The sequence below is a fragment of the Streptomyces sp. NPDC052079 genome, assembly GCF_040680275.1.
Taxonomy (GTDB): domain Bacteria; phylum Actinomycetota; class Actinomycetes; order Streptomycetales; family Streptomycetaceae; genus Streptomyces.
Genome location: NZ_JBFAWL010000008.1, coordinates 84,590 through 101,419, shown reverse-complemented (window position 1 = coordinate 101,419; position 16,830 = coordinate 84,590). Strand labels below are relative to the sequence as shown.

Annotated in this window: 10 protein-coding genes and 1 pseudogene; 3 read left to right on the top strand and 8 right to left on the bottom strand. The window is 70.0% G+C overall.

Features of this window, described 5'->3' with window-relative positions:
* Positions 1-47: 47 nt before the first annotated feature.
* On the top strand, positions 48-941 hold the full coding sequence (locus AB0L56_RS15500; protein ID WP_365423420.1) for an endonuclease/exonuclease/phosphatase family protein: 894 nt from the start codon (positions 48-50) through the stop codon (positions 939-941).
* Between the two features lie 62 nt (positions 942-1,003).
* Here AB0L56_RS15500 and AB0L56_RS15495 read toward each other — a convergent pair whose 3' ends face one another.
* Positions 1,004-4,813, bottom strand: coding sequence for a bifunctional glycosyltransferase family 2 protein/CDP-glycerol:glycerophosphate glycerophosphotransferase (locus AB0L56_RS15495; RefSeq protein ID WP_365423417.1), 3,810 nt, complete (start codon positions 4,811-4,813; stop codon positions 1,004-1,006).
* A 390-nt stretch (positions 4,814-5,203) separates the two neighbouring features.
* Here AB0L56_RS15495 and AB0L56_RS15490 point away from each other — a divergent pair, with 390 nt between their 5' ends.
* Positions 5,204-6,292 (top strand): LCP family protein, encoded by a 1,089-nt coding sequence (locus AB0L56_RS15490; protein ID WP_365423414.1) that lies wholly within the window; start codon positions 5,204-5,206, stop codon positions 6,290-6,292.
* A gap of 30 nt (positions 6,293-6,322) precedes the next feature.
* Here the strand turns inward: AB0L56_RS15490 and AB0L56_RS15485 are convergent, their stop codons facing one another.
* Both AB0L56_RS15485 and AB0L56_RS15480 read right to left on the bottom strand, forming a co-directional pair.
* Positions 6,323-7,438 (bottom strand): hypothetical protein, encoded by a 1,116-nt coding sequence (locus tag AB0L56_RS15485; RefSeq protein ID WP_365423411.1) that lies wholly within the window; start codon positions 7,436-7,438, stop codon positions 6,323-6,325.
* Positions 7,439-7,649: 211 nt separating this feature from the next.
* A pseudogene (locus tag AB0L56_RS15480) lies at positions 7,650-8,514 on the bottom strand (hypothetical protein).
* 65 nt (positions 8,515-8,579) lie between these two features.
* On the opposite strand from AB0L56_RS15480, the gene AB0L56_RS15475 reads away from it, so the two are divergent.
* A complete protein-coding gene (locus tag AB0L56_RS15475; RefSeq protein WP_365423408.1) occupies positions 8,580-8,951 on the top strand; it encodes an NTP pyrophosphohydrolase in 372 nt (123 codons plus the stop codon).
* A gap of 619 nt (positions 8,952-9,570) precedes the next feature.
* Here the strand turns inward: AB0L56_RS15475 and AB0L56_RS15470 are convergent.
* The 5 genes from AB0L56_RS15470 to AB0L56_RS15450 form a co-directional block, all read right to left on the bottom strand.
* On the bottom strand, positions 9,571-11,073 hold the full coding sequence (locus AB0L56_RS15470) for an amino acid permease (RefSeq protein WP_365423405.1): 1,503 nt from the start codon (positions 11,071-11,073) through the stop codon (positions 9,571-9,573).
* Between the two features lie 147 nt (positions 11,074-11,220).
* Positions 11,221-13,149, bottom strand: coding sequence for a 1-deoxy-D-xylulose-5-phosphate synthase (dxs, locus tag AB0L56_RS15465; protein ID WP_361037392.1), 1,929 nt, complete (start codon positions 13,147-13,149; stop codon positions 11,221-11,223).
* A gap of 261 nt (positions 13,150-13,410) precedes the next feature.
* On the bottom strand, positions 13,411-14,703 hold the full coding sequence (locus AB0L56_RS15460; RefSeq protein ID WP_361037390.1) for a sugar ABC transporter permease: 1,293 nt from the start codon (positions 14,701-14,703) through the stop codon (positions 13,411-13,413).
* Positions 14,700-15,491, bottom strand: coding sequence for an ATP-binding cassette domain-containing protein (locus AB0L56_RS15455; RefSeq protein WP_361037388.1), 792 nt, complete (start codon positions 15,489-15,491; stop codon positions 14,700-14,702). Before AB0L56_RS15455 ends, AB0L56_RS15460 begins: the two co-directional genes overlap by 4 nt.
* A 181-nt stretch (positions 15,492-15,672) precedes the next feature.
* Positions 15,673-16,785, bottom strand: a complete 1,113-nt coding sequence (locus AB0L56_RS15450) for a sugar ABC transporter substrate-binding protein (RefSeq protein ID WP_361037386.1) — start codon at positions 16,783-16,785, stop codon at positions 15,673-15,675.
* Positions 16,786-16,830: the final 45 nt, after the last annotated feature.

Genomic DNA, 16,830 nt, shown 5'->3' with positions numbered 1-16,830 from the left:
TGTTGCGTGTTTTGGCTGGTCATCGGCGGATCGGTCATGATGGCGGGATGCTCCGACGCCCCGCTCCCGTGTTCCGCGCGCCGGGACGGCGACTGCTCGCCGCCCTCCTGCCGGCGGTCGTCCTGGCGGGGCTCACCGTGTCGGGAGACGGGCGGACCGGGACGGTCCCCTCCCCCACCGAGGCGGGTCCTCTCACCGTGGCCACCTGGAACATGTGCGGGGTGCTCCGGTGGAACTGCGCGGGAACGGGCGACCGTGACGCCAAGCGGGAGCAGATGGAACGGCTCGCCACCGAGTCCGGGGCCCGGGTGATGTTGCTGCAGGAGACCTGCGCGGCCGATGTGGAGGCGGTGCGCGACGCCCTCGGGCCGTCGTGGCACTCGGCGTTCCGGCCCTACACACGGCGTGGGTCCGACGGGCAGCGATCCACGGTCCGCTGCGGTGCGTCCGGAGGAGGGGACGCCGGCTACGCCCTGCTGTCGGCGTACCCGCTGACGGACGTGCGCACGGTGTCCTCGCCGCAGCCGGACACCGGAGTGCGGCGCGGCATCCTCTGCGCGTTCGTCGCGGCGTACGACGTGACGGTGTGCACCGCGCATCTCGCCCCGCACGTGGGCGAAGGCATGCCTGCGCAACGGGACTTCCGTGGTGATCAGCTGAAGGCACTGGCGGACGCGGTGCCCGAGCGGCGGACCGTGTACGGCGGCGACCTCAACGTGGACCCGCCCGGGGAACACAACCCGGACTCCTGGGTCTGGCCGGAACGGCCGTACGGCACACATCGGGAGTGCGACCAGGGCTCGGCCCGGGCGACCCACGACTCGCTGCACAAGCTGGACCACCTGTTCACCGGGCTGCCCCGTACCGGGTGCCGGGTGATCGACACAGGAGTCTCCGACCATCGGGCCCTGGTGATCGAGGTCGACAGCCGTGCCGGCTGAGGCGGCGCAGCGGTGACCGCCGCCCGGCGCGCAGGAGACGGCACCGGGCGGAGCCGCCGGGGTCACACGATCACGCCTTGGTGGTTCCGGTCGTCGGCGGGCGGGGTGTGCTGCCCCGGAGAGGGCTGGGAAGGTACCCCTCCCATCAGCCCCGTGGACGGCTGCCGGCCGGTGAACCACTGCGACTTGCCCGACCGCACGGGCGTCATCGGACGGCCCGCCTGCCGCACGTCGACGGTGCCGACCGCGGGCGCCCGCGCCGCCTCCGGCCGGAGGTCTCCCCCCGCGACGAGCATCCGGTCCGCGAGCCGCGCGGCGGCGTACCCGTCGTCCAGGTCGCAGAACTCGCGCTGGAACCACTCGTACCGCTCGGCGTAGAGGTCCTGGATGCGGTCGATGTCGCGGATGGCCGCCACCAGTTCCTCGGACGTGTGGAGGAGCGGTCCGGGGGCGCTGGTCTCGAAGTCGAAGTAGAAGCCGCGCAGTGTGTCGCGGTAGTGGTCCAGGTCGTAGGTGAAGAACAGGATGGGCCGCCCCGTGTTGACGTAGTCGAACATCAGGGAGGAGTAGTCCGTGATCATGACGTCGGTGATGAGCGACAGATCGGCCATGTCGGGGTAGTCGGAGACGTCGAAGACGAAGCCGTCACCCGCGCCCGGGACCGGGTCCACCACGTTGGGGTGGCGGCGCACCATCAGGACGTGGTCGGAACCGAGTTGCTCACGCGCGACCTCCAGGTCGATCCGGAAGTCGAGCTTGTACTTGCCGGGCGCGTAGAACTGGTCGTCGCGCCAGGTCGGCGCGTACAGCACGACCCGCTTGCCCTCCGGCAGACCGATCCTGCGGCGGATCTGCTGCTCCTTCGCCTCCATGCCGGGCCGGCGCAGGACGTCGTTGCGCGGGTAGCCGCTCTCCACCATCTCGCCGGGGAAGCCGAAGGCCCGCTTGAGGATCGGGGTGGAGAAGCTGTTGGGCGACACGAGCATGTCCCAGTTCTGCACCTCCTTCTCCACGCGTTCCAGGTAGCGCTGGTCGGCGAAGTGGATCGACTCGATGTCGTGGCCGATCTTCTTCAGGGGCGTGCCGTGCCACGTCTGCACGACGACCTGGCCGTCCCGCTTCTTGAACCAGTCCGGGAGGTGGTTGTTGGCGACGACGTACCGGCTGGTGGCCAGGGCCTCGTACCACTCCGGAGACCACATGCGGACGGGCGTCGCCGTGGGCGGCACCTGCACCTGGTCGTCGCGCACCACCCACAGGTGTTCGAGGCCGACACGGCGGCGCACGAGTTCCTCGTGCAGGGCACGGGGACTGTCGGAGTACTGGGTGCCCTTGAAGGCGTCGAACAGCACGGCGTCGCGCACCGGCTTGCGACGGGCGTCGGGGTAGGCCTTCGTGCGCAGCAGCTTCTGCCGGTACGGACCGCGGGCCTCGTCGGGCATCGCCGAGTGGACGAGCAGCGACAGCCTGTCCCAGGCCTCGGCCTGCATCTCGTACCGGCGTTCGCTGCGCTCGTACTCCAGCGGGAACGCCCTGACGAGGTCCTGGTCGATCTTCACCATCAGGTCCTCGAGGCGGTCCTCGCGCGCCACGGCGGACAGGTCCTGGCGGCGCAGGAAGAAGTCCCACCGCCCGGACGCCAGCGGGATGTCCCCGGCCAGGGTCCGCATGGCGGCGGGGGTCAGCACGGAGCGGAACTCGTCGCCGTTCCAGGTCAGCGGCACGGAGCGCTCCGCACCGTGCGCGCGCGAACGGACCACCATGTGTGCGGCCCGGTACTCGTCCTCGGTCAGCCGGTCGGCCGCCAGGTAACGGCCCCGGATCTCCAGGGATCCGTCCTCGTGCCACTCGCATTGCGTCGCGACGGGGAGGGTGGCGCGCTCGAAGAGCACGAGATACCCGGACCCGTTACGGTGGACGACGACCTCGCGGTCGCCCTCCCCGGTCTGGAGCGACGCGGGCATGCGGTAGTGCCCGTCGGTCGTCTCCTCCGCCATGACCGGGTACATGGCCGTCTTGCGGCCCTCGACATGGAAGGTCGTCTTCCACCCGTTGCTGCCCATGCCCCAGGACTGCGGGACGTCCGCGTCCGTCGCGGCGTTCGCACGGGACTTGGGCACGAGGCTGCTGAGCGGCACCCTGGTGGAGAAGGTGCACCATCCGTCGCCGCCGGGCGTGAAGTACACCCGGGCGTCGTGCCGGCCGGCTCCGTTCAGGCTGGTGACGCGGAACTTGCCCCATTCCGGCACCTTGGGGCCGAGGTGGACGCCGCGCAGCTCCACCTGGTCGCCCACGAGGCGGTGCTGCGTGATGCGGCAGCGCACGACCTCGACGCGGAGCTTGAACTTGCCCTGGACGAACACCGGGAGGACCCGCGTGTTCTTGTCGACGTACCGGTAGGGCGGGTTGGCGGCGGAGCCCGCGCCCCCACGGTCGATGCCCCGGTACCGGAAGAGTCCGCGGCTGAGTACGCCGGCGGCCACGTCCCAAGTGCCCTCGACCCACTGGCCCTTGCGCTTGAGGCGCGTGGTGTCGATCCGCGACTCGAATCCGGCCCAGTCGTAGCAGTAACGATTCTGCTTACTGTCCTCGGTGGCGCGCGGCGCATAGACCGTCTTCGCCGGGGTGACCAGCATGCGGCCCTGCTTCTTGTTCCGCAGAGCGATCGCCTTGACCGACATGTGCTTCTTGTGCACGTTGATGAAGCGGACGTAGGCCGTTCCCGACACCACGAGCGTGTCGGACTGACCGTCCCACCGGGCGTCCGACAGGGCGCCGTGCAGGGACAACTCCTTGTCCAGCCGGTAGGCCTTCTTGTCGAGACCCACCGCCCGGTCACCGAGGTAGGGGTAGTTCAGATAGCGCCGGAACCGCCGCTGCACCGGCATGGGACCGCCGCGGCGCTCGAACTCGATGACCTCGAGGAGCTCCGCCAGACGCCGCTCGCGCACCAGCAGCCACTTGACGCGGGCGTCCGCGGGCAGTTCGTCGATGATGGTGAGATCGGTCTCGTCCAGAAACTCGTTGGCCCACTGCACGAACGAGTCGCGGTACTCGTCGTCGGCGTCCGGCAGCACCTTCAGGTGCAGCATGAGGTCGGACTTCAGGCAGGCGAGGTCGTACTTCCGCTTGCTCTGCGCGTACACCTCGGCGTTCTGCTCGCCGAGGAAGCTGCTGACGGACTTCACCGCCGCGACCCGGTCGCGCAGGTTCGACAGTTCCGAGTGGCGCTGGGTGATGGACGGCGCCGCGCCGCCCTCGCGGCGACGCCAGAAGTAGACGACGTCCGATATGACGTCGACCTTCGTGGCGCTGAAGTGGGCGTACATGTTCACCCACGAGTCCTCGTACATCACGCCCTCGGGAAACCTGATGGAGCGGCCGTCCCAGAAAGAGCGGCGGAACAGCTTGTTCCAGACCGTGCGGTCGTAGATCAGCGCGTCGAACTCCGTGATGTGCGTGCCGCGGCGGTTCTTCTGCATCGGGCCCTTGTGCAGGGGCGACTGCCACTTCTTGGTGGAGTTCATCATCTGCACGTTGCCCGAGACGAAATCCGCCTCGGATTCCTCGAGGGTGCGCACGAGGAGTTCGTAGGCGTACTCGGGGATGACGTCGTCACCGTCCACGAAGGCCAGGAACTCCGACGCGGGGTGGGTGTTGCGCAGTCCCACGTTACGGGCGTGGCCCGGGCCGTGGGCGTGCTGGCGCACGAGGCGGAAGCGCGGGTCGGCCGCGCAGAAGTCGCCGGCTATCCGCACCGAACCGTCCGTGGACCCGTCGTCCACGAGGACGACCTCGAATTCGCGGAACGACTGGCGCGCGATCGACTCCAGGCATTCGGCCAGATAGGCCTCGACGTCCTGAAAGGGCACGACGACACTCAGGCGCGGCCGAACCACCAACTCGTACTCCCACCAAGACAATTCGCCCACCGGACTTCAGCAGCCCGCACTGGACGCCCACCCCGTTACGCGGCTGACGCACACACCGCCGGGTCACGCCGATCCGGCACCTGTCGACCGTGTGAAACTGTTGACCATGCAGTCACAGGATGCGCACATCTTAGGCCAACTTTGAACAAGGTCAAGACCGTTTCACGGTGCACACAACGCCCTGACGCGGGACAACCCCACTGGCCACGGGGCAGGATCCGCTGCTTATAGTTCTCCCCCTGACGTGATCGCATCAGTGGACCGGCTCCTCCCCCCACCCGGGCCCTGCCACTCCGCTGCGCGGAGCCCGCGAGGAGAGGAACCGCACACATGGCACACAGCACCACCACGGAGCCTCGGCATGCCCAGCCGGAGGACGGCGGCGGACGCCGCAGGTCCGGGCGGCCCCGCCGCCGCTGGGGCCGTATCGTCCTGCTGTCGCTGGTGGTCCTGCTGCTCGCCGCGGGCGGCACGGGCTACTGGCTCTACAGCGGCCTGAACGGCAACATCACGGGCCTCGACCTGGACGAGGCGCTGGGCGAAGACCGTCCGGAGAAGCTGCCCACGTCGGGGCAGAACCTCCTGGTCCTCGGCTCGGACTCACGCGCCGGCAAGAACGGCGAACTGGGCGCCGGGCGCGCACCGGGCGCCCGGTCGGACACCGCGCTGGTCGTGCACATTCCCGAAGGACGCCGTGCGGCCGTCGCCGTGAGCATCCCGCGCGACACGCTCGTCACGCGCCCGGAATGCACCAAGTCGGACGGCTCGGCCCTGCCCGCCGCCGACCGCGTGATGTTCAACTCCGTCTACTCCACGGCCGGTCCGGCCTGCGTGGTGAAGACGGTGGAGAAGATGTCCGGCGTCCGCATGGACCATTACATGGAGATCGACTTCGCCGGCTTCAAGGGACTGGTCGACGCGATCGGCGGCGTGACCGTGACCGTCGACAAGCCCATCAAGGACAAGTCCAGCGGCCTGGACCTGAGCGCCGGTACCCACAAGCTGGACGGCACCCAGTCCCTGGCGTTCGTGCGTACCCGGCACGGCGTCGGCGACGGCAGTGACCTGGGCCGCATAGGCCTCCAGCAGCAGTTCATGGTCGCCCTGCTGACCGAGGTGAAGCGGCAGGACCTGTTCGGCAGCCCCACCAAGACCTACAAGATCGCCGACACGCTGACGTCGGCGCTGACCACCGACGCCGAACTGGCGTCGCTGACCAGCCTGGCCGAGTTCGCGCGCAGCATGAACGGGGTCGATCCCTCCACCATGGAGACGATCATGCTCCCGGTGGCGTACGACAAGGTCGACCCGAACCGGGTCGTGGCCGCCCAGCCCCAGGCCGGCCAGCTGTGGGAGGCCGTCCGCACCGACTCGGACATCCCCGAGTCCGCGAAGAAGTCGCCCGCCACGGGCGGGTGACCCTCCACGGCGCCCCGGCGGCGAGGCCGTTCAGCTCCCGAGCGTGGTCCAGCGCGTGAGCGCGAGGCCCTCGCCGTCGCCCTGCCGGGCGACCCGCGGCCGCCCGTCGGCGCCGATCAGGGCCATCACCACACGATCCCGACCGTCCAGCGCCAGGGCCGGGGTGCCCTGGCAGGTCTCGGCCAGTTCGTACCACCAGAACCCGTCGGCCTCCTTCTCGGTGCCGCCCATGCCGAGCACGGCGGCACCGCCACGGCTGCGGTGGGCGAGAACGACGCAGTCGTACCCGTCGACGGTGGTGCGGAGCGCCGCGTACGGGCGGTCGGCCGGGGTGCCGCCCAGGGCGGCCGGCCAGCCGCCGACCCGCCAGGCCATGGCGCCGTCGCTCTCGGCGTCCGTCCAGAAGAACGTGGCGCGGCCGGGGCCCGTCTCCAGAGCCGCGACCGTGCCCGGCTCGGGCCGCAGGGAGAAGGCGCGAGGACCGGCGAAGTCACCGCCTGGTTCGGCCTGTCGCCAGACCAGAACGCCCGTTTCCGCGGCGGCGCACACCTCGACGCGTCCGTCGGTCAGCGCGATCGCCGCGGGCGAGTCGTGGACGGCGCCTCCGGGCAGCACCTCCCAGTTCCGCCATTTACCGTTCGGAGCCTCGCGCCGGAGCTTCAGTCCTCCGCGGTCGCCGTGGACGACGACGTGCACGCTGCCGTCCCGTGCGACGGCCCCCGCCGGTGCGGCAGGCGCGGCGGAGGCGTCCGTGTACGGGTTGCCGAGAGAACGCCAGTCGGAGAAGGCAAGGCCCGTCTGGTACTGCACGGCGTGCGCGAGATCGGTGCTCCGTGCGCCGTCGGCGCCGGCGCGTTCCCTGCGGCCGAGGAAGTGCACGTAGGTGTTGGCCCCCTGGAGCACCGTGAGATGTGTGACACCGGGGGCCGGGACGAGGTGCGGGCCCGTCCAGTCAGGGCCGCCGACGGTGGTCTCCGACCAGCGCACCACGCCGTCCTGGGCGAGCGCGTACAGCGTCAGCTTGCCGTCCTTGCCCCGGGTGAGCCACTGCCCGTGGGCCGCTCCGACGGCGGGCCCGGACTGCTCCGCGGCATTGCGCCCGCCCTCGCCGGGAGTGCCCGTGAGACGTGCCGGCCTCTTTCCCATCGCCTGGTGAAACCTTCCTGCAGCCCGCCGCGCCACCGACACGGAACCTCGGCATTTTGCACATCATATGTGCACGGTTCACCGGTAGCGCGTGGTGCGCCGTCGGCTCCGCCTGCGCACCTTCGGCGCGTGACGTCCGTGGGGGACCGGCCAGTCCGCGGGTGCGGGGAGCTGTCGGGCCGGGCCCCCTCCGGGCCCTTCCCCGGACCCCTCAGACCTCCCGCCACGCCCGGAGGGCAAGCCCCGGCTCGTCCTGGCGGCGGGTGAGCAGGAGGGTGCTGGTGGACGGGGTGAGGGAGGCCGCGACGATCTCGTACTGCTCGTCGAGGGCGACGGGCACCAGCGCGTCGACGGGCAGTTGGGGACCGGACACGGTCCACCAGGCGCCGGCGGACTCCTGCTGGGTGGGGTACGCCGCGAACGCGACACGGCCGCTCACCGAACGCTGGGCCAGTACGGTGCAGTTGTGGCCGTCGATGTCGCAGCGCAGGGCGGAGACGGGGCCGGGACCCGCTGCGGCGATCAGGCGGACCGGTGTGCCGCCGGGGCGCCAGGCGCACACCTCCCCGCGCTCGCCGGTGAAGAAGAGGGTGGTGTGCTCGGCCGATGTGGCGAGGGCGCGCAGGGTGCCGGGCCGTACGGGTACGTCGATGCCCTCCGTCCGCACCGGCCGCGTACAGCTCGACTGGGCCCGACTCCCCGGTGACGGTGGCGAGTTGCTCGTGAACGTCCTCCCCGCCGAGCCGGTCCCACGACTCCCAGCCGGGGCGCGGCCCCGGTCGTCGATGGCGACGGCCGGAGTGCCGGTGCGCTCGCCCTTCTTGTCGGGGTGGCCGACGGGGGTCCAGTCCAGCGGGGCGAGCCGGGGGCAGAAGTGGGTGGAATGGACCAGGCCGGCCTCACCGTTCGCGGTGGGCCGCCAGGCGACGAGATGGCCGTAGCCGTCGGCGCCCTGGCCGACGGCGGCTCCAGGCGCCGCCGGGCGCGAGTTCCGCGCGGCACAGGACGGCGTCGTCCGACGGCAGGTAGACGGTGAGGCGGCCGTCGCGGCCGCGCAGGAGCCAGTCGCCGTTCACCGCTTCACCCTATGCACGACAGTTCGCGGGGCGCGGGCGGGGCGGCCCCGTGGGACCCTGACGGCATGAACGACACCGCCGCCCCGCTCGTGATCGTCGACGCCGCGAATGTCGTCGGGTCGGTGCCCGACGGATGGTGGCGGGACCGCCGGGGCGCCGCGGAGCGCCTGCGCGACCGGCTGGCCACGGAGGGCGTGCCCGGCCTGCCCGGGCCCGTGGAGATCGTCCTGGTGGTCGAGGGAGCGGCCCGGGGAGTGGAGTCGGTGCCGGGCGTCCGCGTGGAGTCCGCCCCGGGCAGCGGTGACGACCACATCGTCGACCTGGTCGCCGAGGCGGGCGACCGCCCGGTCCTGGTCGTCACGGCCGACCGCGAACTCCGCCGCAGGGTCACCGCCCTCGGCGCCGAGACAGTGGGCCCCCGCACGATCCGCCCCTGACCCCGGCTCCGCTGGTCGAGCACCGCCCCCCGCCGTCCGCCCCCGGGCGCGGGTACTGACCTCCGGGCGGTCCGGCACCCCGCCCCCGGCGCCGCCGCCCGGCCCGACCACCGCGACCCCAGCCCAACGAACCCCGGACACCCGGCAAACACCACGCAACAGCCGCCCACCGAGCACGGACCCGCCGCGGATCCACTCCCCCGGGGCCTGGGTCCCGACCTTCGGGCGGTCCAGCACGCCACGCCCCCGGCGGCCGCCGCCCGGCCCAACCACCCGCGACCCCAGCCCGACAAACCCGGGACACCCGGCAGATACCACGCAACAGCCGCCCACCGAGCGCCAACGCGCCGCAGATCCGCTCCCCCGAGGCCGGGCCCCCGGGGTCCCTGCACCCCACGCCCCCGGCCCGGACCACCCACAGCCCGACGAACCCTGAACAGCCGGCAGACACCACACAACAACCGCCCACCGAGCGCGGACGTGCCGCAGATCCGCTCCCCCGGGCGCGGTCGGGCCTCCTGACGCTCCGGCGCCCCGCGACCTCGGCGCGCCGCCGGTGTGGCGGGCATGGGGCTGCCCCGTGGCCCTTCGGAGGGGGCACGGGGCCGGGGGTCGGTTGTCAGCGGGTGGGTGGGGTGGGAGTTTGGTCCGGGGTTTGGGCCAGGCGGCTGTGGGTGCGGCTGTAGAGGAAGTAGACGACGATGCCGATCGCCATCCAGATGCCGAAGCGGACCCATGTCTCCGCGGGCAGGTTCAGCATCAGCCACAGGGACGCGCAGACCGACACGATCGGCAGGACGGGCACCCAGGGGGTGCGGAAGGCGCGGGGCAGGTCGGGCCGGGTCCTGCGGAGGATGATCACGCTGATGGCGACGATGACGAAGGCGAACAGCGTGCCGATGTTCACCAGTGCGGCCAACTCGTTCAGCGGGGTGAAGCCGGCCAGTACGGCGATGAGGACGCCGAGCAGGATGGTCGGGCGGTGCGGGGTCCTGAACCGGGGGTGGACGCGGGAGAAGAAGCGGGGCAGCAGGCCGTCGCGGCTCATCGCGAAGAAGACCCGGGTCTGCCCGAGCAGCAGGATCATGCAGACGGTCGTCAGGCCGACGGCGGCGCCGAAGCTGATGAAGCCCGCGAACCAGGGATGCCCGGTGGCTTTGAAGGCGTCCGCGAGCGGGGCGTCCACGGACAGTTCGCTGTAGTGCTGCATACCGGTGACGACGAGCGATACCAGGACGTACAGCAGGGTGCAGATCAACAGGGATCCGAGGATGCCGCGGGGCATGTCGCGCTGCGGGTTCCTGGTCTCCTCGGCGGCCGTGGCGACGATGTCGAAACCGATGAAGGCGAAGAACACCACCGAGGCGGCGGTGAAGATGCCCATCACGCCGAAGTTGGCCGGGGCCCAGCCGAACATCAGCTGGATGAGCGGCGAATCGAGGCTGTCCCCGGCGGGCACGGGCTTCGATTCCGGGATGAACGGGTCGTAGTTGTCGGCGCTGATGAAGAAGGCCCCCGCGATGATCACCACGAGGACCACGGTCACCTTGACGGCGACGACGACTGAGGTGACACGGGCGGACAGCTTCATGCCGAGGACGAGGATGCAGGTGAGCACCAGCACCAGGACGGCGGCGAGGATGTCGAAGCCAAAGGCGTCGGATCCCTCGCGGCTGCCCAGTGCCGCGGGCATCTCCCAGCCCGCGTTCTCCATGAGCGACTGGATGTAGCCCGACCAGCCGACGGCCACCACCGCCGTACCGAGCGCGAACTCCAGGACCAGGTCCCAGCCGATGATCCAGGCGGGCAACTCACCCAGGGAGGCGTACGAGAAGGTGTAGGCGGAGCCCGCCACCGGCACGGTGGAGGCGAACTCGGCGTAGCAGAGCGCGGCGAGCGCGCAGACGACACCGGCCACCACGAAGGCCAGGGCCGTGGCCGGCCCGGCGTTGTTCTTGGCGACCGTACCGGTGAGGACGAAGATGCCGGTGCCGATGATGACACCGACACCGAAGACGGTCAGATCCAGCGCGGAGAGGGACTTCTTGAGCGCATGCTCCGGTTCCTCGGTGTCGCGGATGGACTGCTCTACCTTCTTCGTCCGGAAGAGGGGGCTTGTCACGGGTACCTCCCACGCTTGTCGTCCTCGACATGATCGAGAGGGGGCGTAGGTCGTATGCCCCGGAGCGTGCGCCTTCACGCAAACGGGCCGCCCGCGCCACTCTTCACAGTGGCACGGGCGGCCCATCCGGGCGACGCGTGGTACGGGTCAGTCGCGGGCCGGCTGCACCGCGTCGACCGCGGAGCGCTCGGTGGGGAGGCCGTCGAGCTTGGCGACCAGGCCGGTGACCTGACGGGCGATGTCGGGTGCGGTCAGCCCGATCTCGGCCATCACCTCCGCGCGGGAGGCGTGGTCGAGGAAGCGGGGCGGGATGCCGAAGTCGCGCAGCGGTACGTCCACGCCGGCGTCGCGCAACGCCTGGGCGATCGTGGAGCCCACACCGCCGACGCGGGAGTTGTCCTCGACGGTGACGACGACGCGGTGCTTCTCGGCGAGCGGGGCCATCGCCTCGTCGACGGGCTTGACCCAGCGCGGGTCCACGACGGTGGTGGAGATGCCCTGCCGGTCGAGGAGGGCGGCGATCTCCAGGCACATCGGGGCGAGGGCTCCAACGGACACCAGCAGCACGTCCGGGGCGTCCGTGCCGGGCTCGCGCAGGACGTCCATGCCGCCGACGCGGCCCACGGCGGGCACGGCGGGTCCGACGGCGCCCTTGGAGAAGCGGACCACGGTCGGGGCGTCGTCCACGGCCACGGCCTCGCGCAGCTGGGCGCGGACCTGGTCGGCGTCGCGGGGGGCGGCCAGCCGCAGCCCGGGGACGACCTGCAGGATCGACATGTCCCACATCCCGTTGTGGGAGGCGCCGTCCGTGCCGGTGACACCGGCACGGTCGAGCACGAAGGTCACGCCGCACTTGTGCAGGGCCACGTCCATCAGCACCTGGTCGAAGGCACGGTTCAGGAAGGTGGCGTAGACGGCGAAGACGGGGTGCACACCGGCGTGGGCGAGGCCCGCCGCGGAGACGGCGCCGTGCTGCTCGGCGATGCCGACGTCGTAGACCCGGTCGGGGAAGCGCTTGGCGAACTTGTCGAGACCGACCGGCTGGAGCATGGCGGCGGTGATGGCGACGACGTCCTCGCGCTCCTCGCCGAGCTTGACCATCTCCTCGCCGAAGACGGACGTCCAGTCGGCGCCCGAAGTGGCGATCGGCAGGCCCGTGTCGGGGTGGATTTTGCCGACGGCGTGGAAGCGGTCCGCCTCGTCCTGGAGGGCGGGCTGGTAGCCGCGGCCCTTCTCGGTGAGGCAGTGCACGATCACCGGGCCGTTGAAGCGCTTGGCCCGGGCCAGCGCGGACTCCAGGGCCTCGATGTCGTGGCCGTCGATCGGGCCGACGTACTTCAGGCCGAGGTCCTCGAACATGCCCTGCGGGGCGATGAAGTCCTTCAGGCCCTTCTTGGCGCCGTGCAGGGTGTCGAAGAGGGGCTTGCCGACGACCGGCGTGCGCTCCAGGAGGTCCTTGGTGCGGGTCAGGAAGCGCTCGTAGCCGTCGGTGGTGCGCAGGGTCGCGAGGTGGTTGGCGAGGCCGCCGATGGTGGGCGAGTAGGAGCGCTCGTTGTCGTTGACGACGATGACGAGCGGGCGGTCCTTGGCGTCGGCGATGTTGTTCAGCGCCTCCCAGGCCATGCCGCCGGTGAGCGCGCCGTCGCCGATGACCGCGACGACGTGGCTGTCGTCCCGCTTCATGAGCTGGTTGGCCTTGGCGATGCCGTCGGCCCAGCCGAGCACCGTGGAGGCGTGGCTGTTCTCGATGACGTCGTGCTCGGACTCGGCCTGCGAGGGGTAGCCGGACAGGCCGCCCCTCATCTTCAGCTTGGAGAAGTCCTGCCGGCCGGTCAGCAGCTTGTGTACGTACGACTGGTGGCCGGTATCCCAGAGCACCTTGTCCCTGGGCGACTCGAAGACCCGGTGCAGGGCGATGGTGAGCTCCACCACACCGAGGTTGGGGCCGAGGTGGCCGCCGGTCTTGGAGACCGCGTCGACGAGGAAGGTCCGGATCTCCCCGGCCAGCTGGACGAGCTCCTCCGGGCTGAGCCGGTCCAGATCGCGCGGTCCCCTGATGCGGGTCAGCAGCGGCACCCGTGCCTCCTTGCAGTAGAGCTGATCGAGCTGTTGCCGGGCGGGTCGAGTCTAATGTTCCGCTCGACCGGAACGACTCCGGGCAGTGCGTCGTACGTCACCCGGTCAGCGGTACCCCGATTGCAACCGCCCCCTACATGCCTGTTGCCCGGTACCTGAAAGGCACCGGGCAACAGGGACGTACTTAAGGGGCGCGGGATTCGATGTGCGGCTCCCCCGCTTGGGCGCGATCAGCCACAGCACACCCCCGCAGCAAAAACACTACGCGCGCCCCGCGGTCTTCTGCGTCTTGCGCGTGACCGCGTCGATCACGACCGTGGCCAGCAGCACACCACCGGTGATCATGTACTGCACCGGCGAGGCGATGCCCTCCAGGGCCAGACCGTAGGTGATCGAGATGATGACCATCACACCGAGCAGCGCGTCCCAGGTGCGGCCACGACCGCCGAAGAGCGACGTACCACCGATGACGGCCGCGGCGATGACGTTCATCAGGAACTCACCGGTACCCGCGCCCTGGTTGGCGGAGGCGATCTTCGAGGCGACGAACAGACCGCCGATGGCGGCGAAGGTACCGGCGATCGCGAAGACCGAGATCCGGACCATCTCCACGTTGATACCGGCGCGGCGGGACGCCTCGACGCTGCCGCCGAGCGCGAAGACCTTGCGGCCGTAGGAGGTGCGGCGCAGCACGAAGTCCGTGAGGACCAGGAAGACCAGGAAGATCACCACGGCCAGGGGCAGGCCCTTGTACTGGTTGAAGACGATCGCGACGGCGAACGCCAGGACGGCGAGCAGCACGGTCCGCACGATGATCTCGTTCAGCGGGCGGGACGGCACACCGGCGGCCTCGCGGCGGCGGTTGTCGGAGAACGCCAGCAGGAAGTAGCCCACGGTCGCGAGGATCGCGAGTCCGTACGCGGCGGCCACATCGCTGAAGTAGTAGCTGGTCAGCTTGACGACGATGCCCTCGGAGTCGAGGTTGATCGTGCCGTTGCTGCCGAGGATCTGCAGCATGAAGCCCTGCCAGAACAGCAGTCCGGCAAGGGTCACGGCGAAGGCCGGGACGCCGATGCGGGCGAAGATGAAGCCGTGGATGGCGCCGGCCACCGTGCCGGTGAGGACCGCCAGCACCAGGGCCAGGATCTCGTTCATCCCGTGGGTCACGCTGAGGACCGCGAAGGTGGCGCCCGCGACACCGCTGACCGAGCCGACCGACAGGTCGATCTCGCCGAGCAGCAGGACGAAGACGATACCGACGGCGATCATGCCCGTGCCGACCATGGCGACGGACATGTCGGAGAAGTTGCCGGCGGTGAGGAAGTTGGGGTTCAGGCTGGTGAAGATGGCCCAGATGATCAGCAGGCCGACCACGACGGGTATGGAGCCGAGGTCACCCGCCTTCATCTTCCGCTTGAACTCGTTCCAGTAGCCCAGGAAACCCTGTTCACGGACCAGCAGCCGGGGGTCCACCACGGTGACCGCGGCCGCGGCCGCCTCGGGGTTCTCCACGGCGTGGTCCTCGACGGGGGCGGAGGTCTTTTCGGTGCTCACTTCTTGATCTCCCCATTGGTGCGCGCCGCACGACGGGTCACGGCGTTGTCCGTGGCGCCCGTGATGGCGGAGATGATCTCTTCCTGCGAGGTCGACTTGACCTCGAAGACGCCGTTGTTGCGGCCGAGGCGCAGCACGGCGACCTTGTCCGCCACGGCCTTCACATCGGCCATGTTGTGGCTGATGAGGATGACCGCGTGACCGCGCTCGCGCAGCCGCTCGACGAGGTCGAGGACCTGGGCGGTCTGCTCGACGCCGAGGGCGGCGGTGGGCTCGTCGAGGATGACCAGCTTGGGCTCGCCGAGCATGGACCGGGCGATGGCCACGACCTGGCGCTGTCCTCCGGAGAGGGAGGCGATCGGGATCCGCACGCTGGGGATGCGGATCGAGAGCGTGTCGAGGAGCTCGCGGGAGCGGCGCTCCATCTCGACCTCGTCCAGGACACCGCGCCGGCGCAGTTCCCGTCCCAGGTAGAGGTTGCCGACGACATCGATGTTGTCGCACAGCGCGAGGTCCTGGTAGACCGTCGCGATGCCCAGGTTCTGGGCGTCGTGCGGCCTGTTGATCTGGACCGTCCTGCCGTCCCACTCGATGACGCCCTCATCGATGGGATGCACGCCGGCGATCGTCTTGACCAGCGTGGACTTTCCGGCACCGTTGTCGCCCACCAGGGCGACCACCTCACCGGCGTGGACCTCAAGCTCTACGTCGGTGAGCGCCTGGACGGCACCGAACCGCTTGGAGACCCCGCGCAACGCCAGCACGGGCGTAGCGGACACGTGAACCATCTCCTTCGCCGCCTGACCCGGCGGGAGGTTGTGCAGAGAATTTGGGGGGTTGTTCCGTCCGGCGCCCCACGTAGCTTGCGGGGCTGTGGTGTGCGGGGCGCCGGCGGAAGCGCGGGGCAGTCGTCCCTTCGGGGAGTCCGGGTCACGGACTCCCCTGTGTGTCACGGGACTTGACGACTGCTTACTTGAGGCCGATCTTGTCGCAGGCGGCCTTGTACTTGTCCGTGCAGATCTCCTGGACGGTGTAGATGCCGTCCTTGATCACGGTGTCGTTGATGTTCTTCTGGGTCAGCGACACGACCGGGACGAGAACCGACGGCACACCCTTGGTGGTGGGGCTGTCGACCTTGTCCTTGGCGAGGGAGTCCAGCGACTTGCCCTGGGCGAGCAGGACGGCCATCTCCGCGGCGACGTCCGCCTCCTGCGGGTAGGGCTTGTAGACGCTCATGTACTGCTCACCGGTGACGATGCGCTGCACGCCCGCGAGTTCGGCATCCTGGCCGGTGACCGGGATGTCGTCGATGCCGGCCGCCTTGAGGGCGGTGATGATGCCGCCCGCCATGCCGTCGTTGGCGGAGTAGACGCCGACGATCTTCTTCTTGCCGAGGGCGGAGATGGCGCCCTCCATGTTGGCGTTGGCGTTCTCCGGCTTCCACTCCTTGGTGTCGTACTCGCGGCCGACCTTCACCTTGCCGTCGAGGACGGAGTGCGCGCCCTTCTTGAACATGGCGGCGTTCGGGTCGGTGGAGGAGCCGTTCATCATGACGATCTGGCCGTCCTTGGCCTTGTCGCCCAGGGCCTCCAGCAGGGCCTCGCCCTGCGTCTTGCCGACCGTCTCGTTGTCGAACGAGGTGTAGGCGTCGATCGGGCCCTCGGCGAGGCGGTCGTAGGCGACGACCGGGATGCCCTGGTCCTTGGCCTTCTTGACCGAGCCGGCGATGGCCTTGGAGTCCACCGCGTCCACGATGAGCACGTCCACCTTGTTGGTGATCATCGTGTCGACCTGCTGGTTCTGCAGGCTGGCGTCCTGCTTGGCGTTGGCGTAGACGACCTTGCCCTTGTTGTTCGTGAGCTCCCTGACCTTCTTCTCGATCAAGGGCTTGTCGAACTTCTCGTACCGCGCGGTCTGGTTCTCCGGCAGGAGCAGACCGACCGTGATGTCATCGCCCTTGGCGGCGGAAGCGCCCTTGTCCTTCTTGTCGCCCGCCTCTTCGGCGCTGCCACAGGCAGCGAGCGAGACGGCCATGGCACCCGCGGCAATGGCGATAGCAGCACGACGCATACGCGTGTTCATTCAGAAACCTCCCTGACGAGGCCGCGTCGTTGCGGCCGAGGTGGC

Bases quoted from the DNA above. Each gene is read 5' to 3' on its own strand.
- AB0L56_RS15450 (WP_361037386.1), bottom strand. From the start codon at position 16,785: ATGAACACGCGTATGCGTCGTGCTGCTATCGCCATTGCCGCGGGTGCC.
- AB0L56_RS15485 (WP_365423411.1), bottom strand. From the start codon at position 7,438: ATGGGAAAGAGGCCGGCACGTCTCACGGGCACTCCCGGCGAGGGCGGG.
- AB0L56_RS15500 (WP_365423420.1), top strand. From the start codon at position 48: ATGCTCCGACGCCCCGCTCCCGTGTTCCGCGCGCCGGGACGGCGACTG.
- AB0L56_RS15490 (WP_365423414.1), top strand. From the start codon at position 5,204: ATGGCACACAGCACCACCACGGAGCCTCGGCATGCCCAGCCGGAGGAC.
- AB0L56_RS15455 (WP_361037388.1), bottom strand. From the start codon at position 15,491: ATGGTTCACGTGTCCGCTACGCCCGTGCTGGCGTTGCGCGGGGTCTCC.
- AB0L56_RS15475 (WP_365423408.1), top strand. From the start codon at position 8,580: ATGAACGACACCGCCGCCCCGCTCGTGATCGTCGACGCCGCGAATGTC.